The organism is Pseudomonas emilianonis, assembly GCF_023072625.1.
GTDB classification, from domain to species: Bacteria; Pseudomonadota; Gammaproteobacteria; order Pseudomonadales; family Pseudomonadaceae; genus Aquipseudomonas; species Aquipseudomonas paraveronii.
This window is the reverse complement of the sequence record NZ_JAKNRV010000276.1, coordinates 1-7,028: the sequence shown is the minus strand read 5'-3', so window position 1 is coordinate 7,028 and position 7,028 is coordinate 1. Positions and strand designations below refer to the sequence as shown.

At 58.7% G+C, this 7,028-nt stretch carries 8 protein-coding genes and 2 tRNA genes; 8 read left to right on the top strand and 2 right to left on the bottom strand.

Going from position 1 to position 7,028, the window contains the following annotated elements; all coding sequences use genetic code 11:
* The 6 genes from L9Z73_RS22200 to L9Z73_RS22175 form a co-directional block, all read left to right on the top strand.
* On the top strand, nt 1–809 hold an 809-nt coding region (locus L9Z73_RS22200; protein ID WP_247405512.1), incomplete at its 5' end, for an FAD-binding protein.
* A 68-nt stretch (nt 810–877) separates the two neighbouring features.
* On the top strand, nt 878–1,270 hold the full coding sequence (locus L9Z73_RS22195) for a hypothetical protein (RefSeq protein ID WP_247405509.1): 393 nt from the start codon (nt 878–880) through the stop codon (nt 1,268–1,270).
* Nucleotides 1,271–1,584: 314 nt separating this feature from the next.
* Nucleotides 1,585–2,214: a paraquat-inducible protein A gene (locus tag L9Z73_RS22190; RefSeq protein WP_247405506.1), complete on the top strand. Its 630-nt coding sequence runs from the start codon at nt 1,585–1,587 to the stop codon at nt 2,212–2,214.
* Nucleotides 2,211–2,825 carry a paraquat-inducible protein A gene (locus L9Z73_RS22185; RefSeq protein ID WP_247405503.1) on the top strand — a complete coding sequence of 205 codons (615 nt, stop codon included), beginning with the start codon at nt 2,211–2,213 and terminating at the stop codon, nt 2,823–2,825. The genes L9Z73_RS22190 and L9Z73_RS22185 overlap by 4 nt, the downstream gene beginning before the upstream one ends.
* Nucleotides 2,818–4,497: an intermembrane transport protein PqiB gene (locus tag L9Z73_RS22180; protein ID WP_247405500.1), complete on the top strand. Its 1,680-nt coding sequence runs from the start codon at nt 2,818–2,820 to the stop codon at nt 4,495–4,497. Before L9Z73_RS22185 ends, L9Z73_RS22180 begins: the two co-directional genes overlap by 8 nt.
* Nucleotides 4,494–5,108, top strand: coding sequence for a PqiC family protein (locus L9Z73_RS22175; protein WP_247405498.1), 615 nt, complete (start codon nt 4,494–4,496; stop codon nt 5,106–5,108). Before L9Z73_RS22180 ends, L9Z73_RS22175 begins: the two co-directional genes overlap by 4 nt.
* 106 nt (nt 5,109–5,214) lie before the next feature.
* Here L9Z73_RS22175 and L9Z73_RS22170 read toward each other — a convergent pair.
* Both L9Z73_RS22170 and L9Z73_RS22165 read right to left on the bottom strand, forming a co-directional pair.
* Nucleotides 5,215–5,291, bottom strand: a tRNA-Asp gene (locus tag L9Z73_RS22170).
* Nucleotides 5,292–5,310: 19 nt separating this feature from the next.
* Nucleotides 5,311–5,386: transfer RNA gene (locus L9Z73_RS22165), tRNA-Val, on the bottom strand.
* 159 nt (nt 5,387–5,545) lie between these two features.
* Between L9Z73_RS22165 and rdgC the strand changes: the two genes are divergently transcribed.
* Together rdgC and L9Z73_RS22155 are read left to right on the top strand one after the other, a co-directional pair.
* The gene (gene rdgC / locus L9Z73_RS22160) at nt 5,546–6,466 is read left to right on the top strand and encodes a recombination-associated protein RdgC (RefSeq protein WP_247405496.1); all 921 of its coding nucleotides are present in this window, start codon (nt 5,546–5,548) and stop codon (nt 6,464–6,466) included.
* Between the two features lie 185 nt (nt 6,467–6,651).
* Nucleotides 6,652–7,028 (top strand): bile acid:sodium symporter family protein (locus tag L9Z73_RS22155; RefSeq protein WP_247405495.1); only part of this gene is annotated, 377 nt, incomplete at its 3' end.

Sequence of the window (7,028 nt, the reverse complement as noted above, 5' to 3'; positions counted from 1 at the left end):
AGGCTGCCGGGGCATGCGTGGCGTCCGACCTCGCCCATGCGGCCGCATGGGCACCCGTGTCCCGGGTGCCGCGCGAAGACGGTGGTTTCAGCGGTTTTCCGCACCTGATGGAACGCGCCAAACCCGGCTTCATTGCCGTGCGCCAGGATGGCCGACGCTTCGTCAACGAAGCTGACTCCTACCACGACTACATGTGCGCACTGTTTAAAGCCACGGGGCCCGCAGAAACGCCGATGTCCTGGCTGATCTGCGATCACCGCGCCCAACGTCGCTATGGCCTGGGCTGGTCCAAACCCTTTCCGTTTCCAACGGCGAAGTACGTGCGCGCAGGCTACCTGTTCAAGGCGCCGACGTTGATCGAACTGGCACACAAATGCGGCATCGATGCGCAACAGCTGGAAGTGACTGTCAGCGCCTTCAATCTGGGTGCGGAACAAGGTCACGACCCGCTCTTCCAGCGCGGTGAATCGCTGTACAACAGAGCACAGGGCGACGCTCTACACGGGCCGAACCCGTCCCTCGGCAGCCTGCACAAAGGCCCGTTTTATGCGGTGAAGCTGGTGCCCGGCAGCCTCGGCACCTTCGCCGGCCTGAACACCGACGCCTATGCCCGCGCATTAGACGAACACGGCACGCCGATTCCGGGGCTGTTCGCTGTGGGCAATGATATGAACAGCATCATGAACGGCCATTACCCCAGCGGCGGCATCACACTCGGTCCCGGCATGACCTTCGGTTATATCGCCGCACGCGTTCTTGCCGGCCAGGCCGTCGACGGAAAGCCAGCCGGTCAACCGGACCCTTTCTAAAGGGGAACAGACCGCCGGGGTAGATGAACGCACGCGAAGTCATCGAGAAAAGTCATCGGGAGTCAGTCATGAGCGCCACGAGAAAAAAGACCATTGCTTCGCGCCTGGCCTCCAGCTACCCCGATGTCCAACACGCTTTGAACGCTGGCACCCCAAGCGAAAAAATGGATGTGGCAACGCGTATCGTCTTGTGGGCGGCCAGTGAAGCCGGCCTGGACAGGGCCAATATCCTCATCGCACTGTCAAAAAGAGACCCCACGCTATTCGACGAGCTTTGCGCCGACATGGAGGAGCAACAATTCAAACTGTTTGAGCGTGGAGACGAGACGCACCTAGTGTTTTTCAACAAGGCGCGGGTCTACAACGCAAGCGCTTGGTTAGCGCGTGAAGTTCCACATGAAGCGATATATGAGTCACTTTTCGCCACGGAAAAAATCTTGGTGATTGCTGATTTCTTCTAGATCCAATAAACGGCGATGACCTGATATTGAGATTGCCGAGCCGACTCCCAGGCCCAAGCCGGCTCAATCAGCGGGCTTTCTGTGGTGACCTGGCGTTCAGCGTTCCAGACGACTGAATAACGATACCAGTCCGTACCGAAATATATTTTGACAGACCTTTTGCGCCAAGCAATACTGTACAGGCCGGTATCGAATAGACAGCCTGTTGCGTGTACTCACCGAAGTCAAACGGGACGCCACTCTTCAGGCCGCCGCCAAGTCAACGTTGTATCGCCACTACTGCTCCAAGGAGGAACTCTTCCAGGCGATAAGTCATGAAAACCCTCAATCCGATGAATACTTTTTCCCACTTGATCATCTGTCAGCATTGCGACTCACTGTTCGAGTCGGTGTCGCTGAACAGATGGCAGAAAGCTGAGTGCACACGCTGTGGCGCAGTGCTCAAACGTGGGCAGCGGATGAGCGTGCAGACGCTGTTAGCGCTGTCCATTACCGCTGCCCTGCTCTTCGTCTTTGCCAACGTCTTCCCGGTCATCAGCATCAGCATGGAAGGCTTGAACAACGAAGCCACCTTGTGGGCATCCGTAGAAGCACTGGCTCACGGTCGGATTACGCCGATGGCTGCGGTTGCCGGACTGACCATAATCCTCGCGCCGATGTTGCAGATTGCACTGCTGTGCTGGTTATTGGCGTTTGCCAACGCTGGCCGCGCGGCTCCCGGTTTCAGGGCCTGTATGCGCACACTGGAGCACTTACGTCCCTGGAGCATGCTGGAGGTCTGTTTACTCGGGATATTGGTCGCGATCGTCAAGCTGGCCGGCATGCTGAATGTGCATCCGGGCTTGGGACTGTGGGCACTCGGCATGCTCACCGTGTTGCTCATTTTGATATCGGGCAAGGACATTCACCGTCTTTGGGACGACCTGGCGGACCAACTTATATGAGCCAGCCAGCCTACGCCCGCGAACTGAACCTGATGCCTTGCCACACCTGCGCACAGATTTGCCGGCGGGATGAACACCGCTGCCCCCGCTGCAATGGCCCTGTGCATGCGCGCAAACACAACAGCATTGCCCGCACCTGGGCATTGCTGCTGGCGGCGCTGATGCTCTACATCCCGGCCAATCTGCTGCCGGTCATGCGCACCAACATGTTAGGCAACGCCAGCGACAACACCATCATGAGCGGGGTCATCGAGTTCTGGAAAAGTGGGTCCTGGGATATCGCCGCCCTGATCTTCTTCGCCAGCATCGTGGTGCCGTGTATGAAGTTCCTGATTCTGGGCTTGCTGCTCGTGACCTGCCAGCGCAAGAGCCGCTGGGCTATGCGAGAAAGAAGCCGGCTGTATCGCATGGTCGAGTTGGTCGGCTACTGGTCCATGCTTGACGTGCTGGTGGTGGCACTGGTCGCCGCGCTGGTGCAGTTTCGCTCACTGAGTTCCATCGACCCGATGCTGGGTATCGTCTTTTTTGGTCTGGTGGTGGTGCTGACCATGTTGGCCGCCATGAGTTTCGATCCCCGGCTTATCTGGGATGCAGAGGTTGAAGATGTCTGATCATCACGTTTCCACCGATTCGCCCGCGGCCAAACCCTCAATCAAGACGCGGCGCTTCAACGTCTCCCTGGTGTGGATTGTGCCCATCGTCGCGGCGTTGGTTGGCGCGTCGATGTTGATCAACAAAACACTCTCGGCCGGTCCGCAGATCAGTATCAGTTTCCAGACCGCAGAAGGTCTTGAGGCCAACAAGACTCAGGTCAAATACAAGAACGTGGTGATCGGCAAAGTCACGGCCATTGCCTTGAGCAGCGACCGCAGCCACGTGGTCGCGAAAGTCGATCTCGATGCCTCGGAGCGTGCCTTCACCGACGAAAACTCGATGTTCTGGGTTGTCCGCCCACGCATCGGCGCCAACGGGATTTCCGGGGTCGATACACTGTTGTCCGGCGCCTTTATCGGGGCCGATGCCGGCAGCTCGGGGAAAACCAGGAAAAACTTCGTCGGTCAGGAAACGCCGCCGCCGATCACTTACGGCGAACAAGGCAAGCGCTTCACCCTGCACACCACCGACCTCGGCTCCCTGGACATCGGCTCGCCGATCTACTATCGGCGTATCCAGGTCGGCCAGGTGGTGTCCTACCAGCTCTCGGAAGACGGTAAGGGGGTCGACGTAGAAATCTTCGTGCGCGCGCCCAATGACCGGTTCGTCAGCACGGATACGCGGTTCTGGAATGCCAGTGGCATTGACCTGACAGTGGGGGCAAACGGCCTGAAGGTTAACACCCAATCGCTCTCGACCATCCTTTCAGGCGGTATCGCGTTCGTTGAACCCAAGTACAGCCCCACCACCCAACCTGCGACCGAGCATGCTCGCTTCGAACTGTTCGGCGACCAAGAGGCGGCCTTGGCGCAGCCCGATGGCGAGCCTCGTTATATCCGCATGAACTTCAATCAATCACTACGTGGCTTGGAGGTGAACGCGCCCGTGGAGTTCATGGGGGTAAACATTGGTCATGTGGTGTCCGTCGATCTGGACTACGACACTAAAACCATGACCTTTCCCAGTATGGTCGGGGCGGTGATCTACCCAAACCGCTTGGGTCATGCCAACGAAACACTCCTCAAGGATCAGGGCTCGGAAGACGAGAACAGCATGGCGCGCCTAATGGCCACCTTCGTCGAGCACGGCCTGCGCGCTCAAGCTCGCAGCGCCAACCTGCTGACCGGCCAGTTGTACATTTCCCTGAGCTTCATCCCCAAGGCAACCCCGACTCCGTTCGACCTCGCGGCGCGACCATTGGTGATCCCCACGGTGCCAGGCAGCTTAGACAAAGTGCAGGGGCAGCTAGAGGGCCTGGTCGACAAGATCAGTAAACTGCCGCTGGAAGACATTGCCAAAAACCTCAACGGCAGTCTCAGCGAAATGCAGAAGACCTTGAAGCAGGTCAACGGCGAGGTGTTGCCGCAGATGCACGGCGCCTTGGCACAGACACAGAAGACCCTGGACACCGTCAATTCAAGCTTTGCCGAGGACTCGCCAGCACGCCAGCAAATCAGCAATGCCATGGACGAAATTCAGCGTACAGCCCGCTCAGTGCGAGTGTTGAGCGACTTCCTCAGCCGCAACCCAGAAGCACTGATACGTGGCCGAACAGCGCAGGACAAACCCGATAGCTACAAGGCCTCGATTCATTCTTCACGTGACGTCGAACCGGAAATACAACCATGAAGACCCCGCTCTTGATCCTGATCACCAGTGTTTGCCTAACGGCTTGTAGCGCCCCGGTCATGCATTCCTACACCTTGCAAGGCAGTACCCCGCCGTCAGAGCCCCCGGTGGAGGCTCCGGCCTTCCAGCTCGAGATTCGCCCCATACGCGTACCGGTGCAGGTCGACCAACCGCAACTGGTCGTGCGCCTGAACCAAGCCAGTCTGGCCATCATGGAAAACGACCGCTGGGGCGCACCGCTGGCAGAAGAGTTCCATGACGCGCTCACCGATCGACTTGAATCGCGACTGGGCACCCACGACCTCGCCGGGATGAGCAAAGACGCTAAGCGCCCAGTGCTGTCGATTCAGGCCGAAGTACGCCGCTTTGACTCTTTGCCGGGGCAATATGCGTTAGAGGAGGTGGTGTGGAGCCTTGAGCTGCGCGGTAATGGCCAGGGACGTCGCACACTGACCTGCGCCACCCAGATTCGCCAACCTGCCGGGGTTGAATTGAAAAGCCTGGTGTTGGCCCATCAACACTTGATTGATCTGTTGGCGAAAACTATCGCCGATACCGCAAATGGCTGGACTAAAGACGCAGCCCTTAAATGCCCATCAGGTAACGTATAAGGCTTGGCGTTGGGATCGCCGAGCTGAATTCCAGGCAAAAAAAAGCCCGCTCAATGAGCGGGCTTTCTGTGGTGACCTGGCGTTCAGCGTTCCAGGTGACCGAATATGGCGCAGCGGACGGGACTCGAACCCGCGACCCCCGGCGTGACAGGCCGGTATTCTAACCGACTGAACTACCGCTGCGCGTAACACATGAAGCGAATGGTGGGTGATGACGGGATCGAACCGCCGACCCTCTGCTTGTAAGGCAGATGCTCTCCCAGCTGAGCTAATCACCCTTCGTTTCGGTGTGGCGCGCATTCTACGGAGCGACCCAAGGTCTGGCAAGCACTTTCTTAAATCTTTTTTTTCAGCCCTTCCAATGGCTTAGGCAGGGTTGGCCTCAGCCGCTATCAAGACAATAATGCCCCCCTTTGTATAAAGGAGAGACTCACCCCATGTGGTTCAAGAACCTGCTTATCTATCGCCTGACCCAAGATCTGCCTGTTGATGCCGAGGCGTTGGAAACTGCAATGGCCACCAAACTGGCGCGCCCTTGTGCAAGCCAGGAGTTGACCACTTACGGTTTCGTCGCGCCTTTCGGTAAAGGCGAAGACGCTCCCCTGGTTCACGTCAGCGGTGACTTCCTGCTGATCGCTGCGCGCAAGGAAGAACGCATCCTGCCGGGTAGCGTGGTGCGTGACGCACTGAAAGAGAAAGTCGAAGAGATCGAAGCCGAGCAAATGCGCAAGGTCTATAAAAAGGAGCGGGACCAGATCAAGGATGAAATCATCCAGGCCTTCCTGCCGCGCGCGTTTATCCGTCGCTCGTCGACCTTCGCCGCGATCGCGCCGAAACAGGGCCTGATCCTCGTCAACTCGGCCAGCCCGAAACGCGCCGAAGACCTGCTGTCGACCCTGCGCGAAGTGATCGGCACCCTGCCGGTGCGCCCACTCACCGTGAAAACCGCGCCAACCGCGATCATGACCGACTGGGTCACCACCCAGAAACCGGCCGATGACTTCTTCGTCCTCGACGAATGCGAACTGCGCGACACCCACGAAGACGGCGGCATCGTGCGCTGCAAGCGCCAGGACCTGACCGGCGAAGAAATCCAGCTGCACCTGACCACCGGCAAAGTGGTGACCCAACTGTCGCTGGCCTGGCAGGACAAGCTGTCCTTCATGCTCGACGACAAGATGACCGTCAAGCGCCTGAAGTTCGAAGACCTGCTGCAGGACCAGGCTGAACAGGACGGCGGCGACGAAGCGCTGGGCCAACTGGACGCCAGCTTTACCCTGATGATGCTGACCTTCGGCGAATTCCTGCCGGCGCTGATCGAAGCACTGGGCGGCGAAGAGACCCCACAAGGCATCTAAGCCTTGTGAAGAACAAATTGTGGGAGGGGCGGTGCGACGATTCGACTTGCTCCCGATTGCGGTGTGTCGGTCAACATATTCACTGGCTGATTCACCGCAATCGGGGGCAAGTCGAATCGTCGCACCGCCCCTCCCACATTTGATCCCATTAGCAATTCAAACATCGAACAATAAAGGACCTCCCCATGCGCGCACTCGCCGCCTTGAGTCGCTTCGTCGGCAATACCTTTGCCTACTGGGTGCTGATCTTTGCCGTGCTGGCCTTCGTCGAACCCGGCTGGTTCATCGGCCTGAAAAGCGCCATCGTCCCGCTGTTGGGCCTGGTGATGTTCGGCATGGGGCTGACCCTCAAACTCGAAGACTTCGCCGAAGTCGCCCGCCATCCGTGGCGTGTGGCCCTGGGCGTGGTCGCGCACTTTGTAATCATGCCGGGCGTGGCCTGGTTGCTGTGCCAGGCCTTCAACCTACCGCCCGAAATTGCCGTCGGGGTGATCCTGGTCGGCTGCTGCCCAAGCGGCACCTCGTCCAACGTGATGACCTGGCTGGCCCGTGGCGAACATCA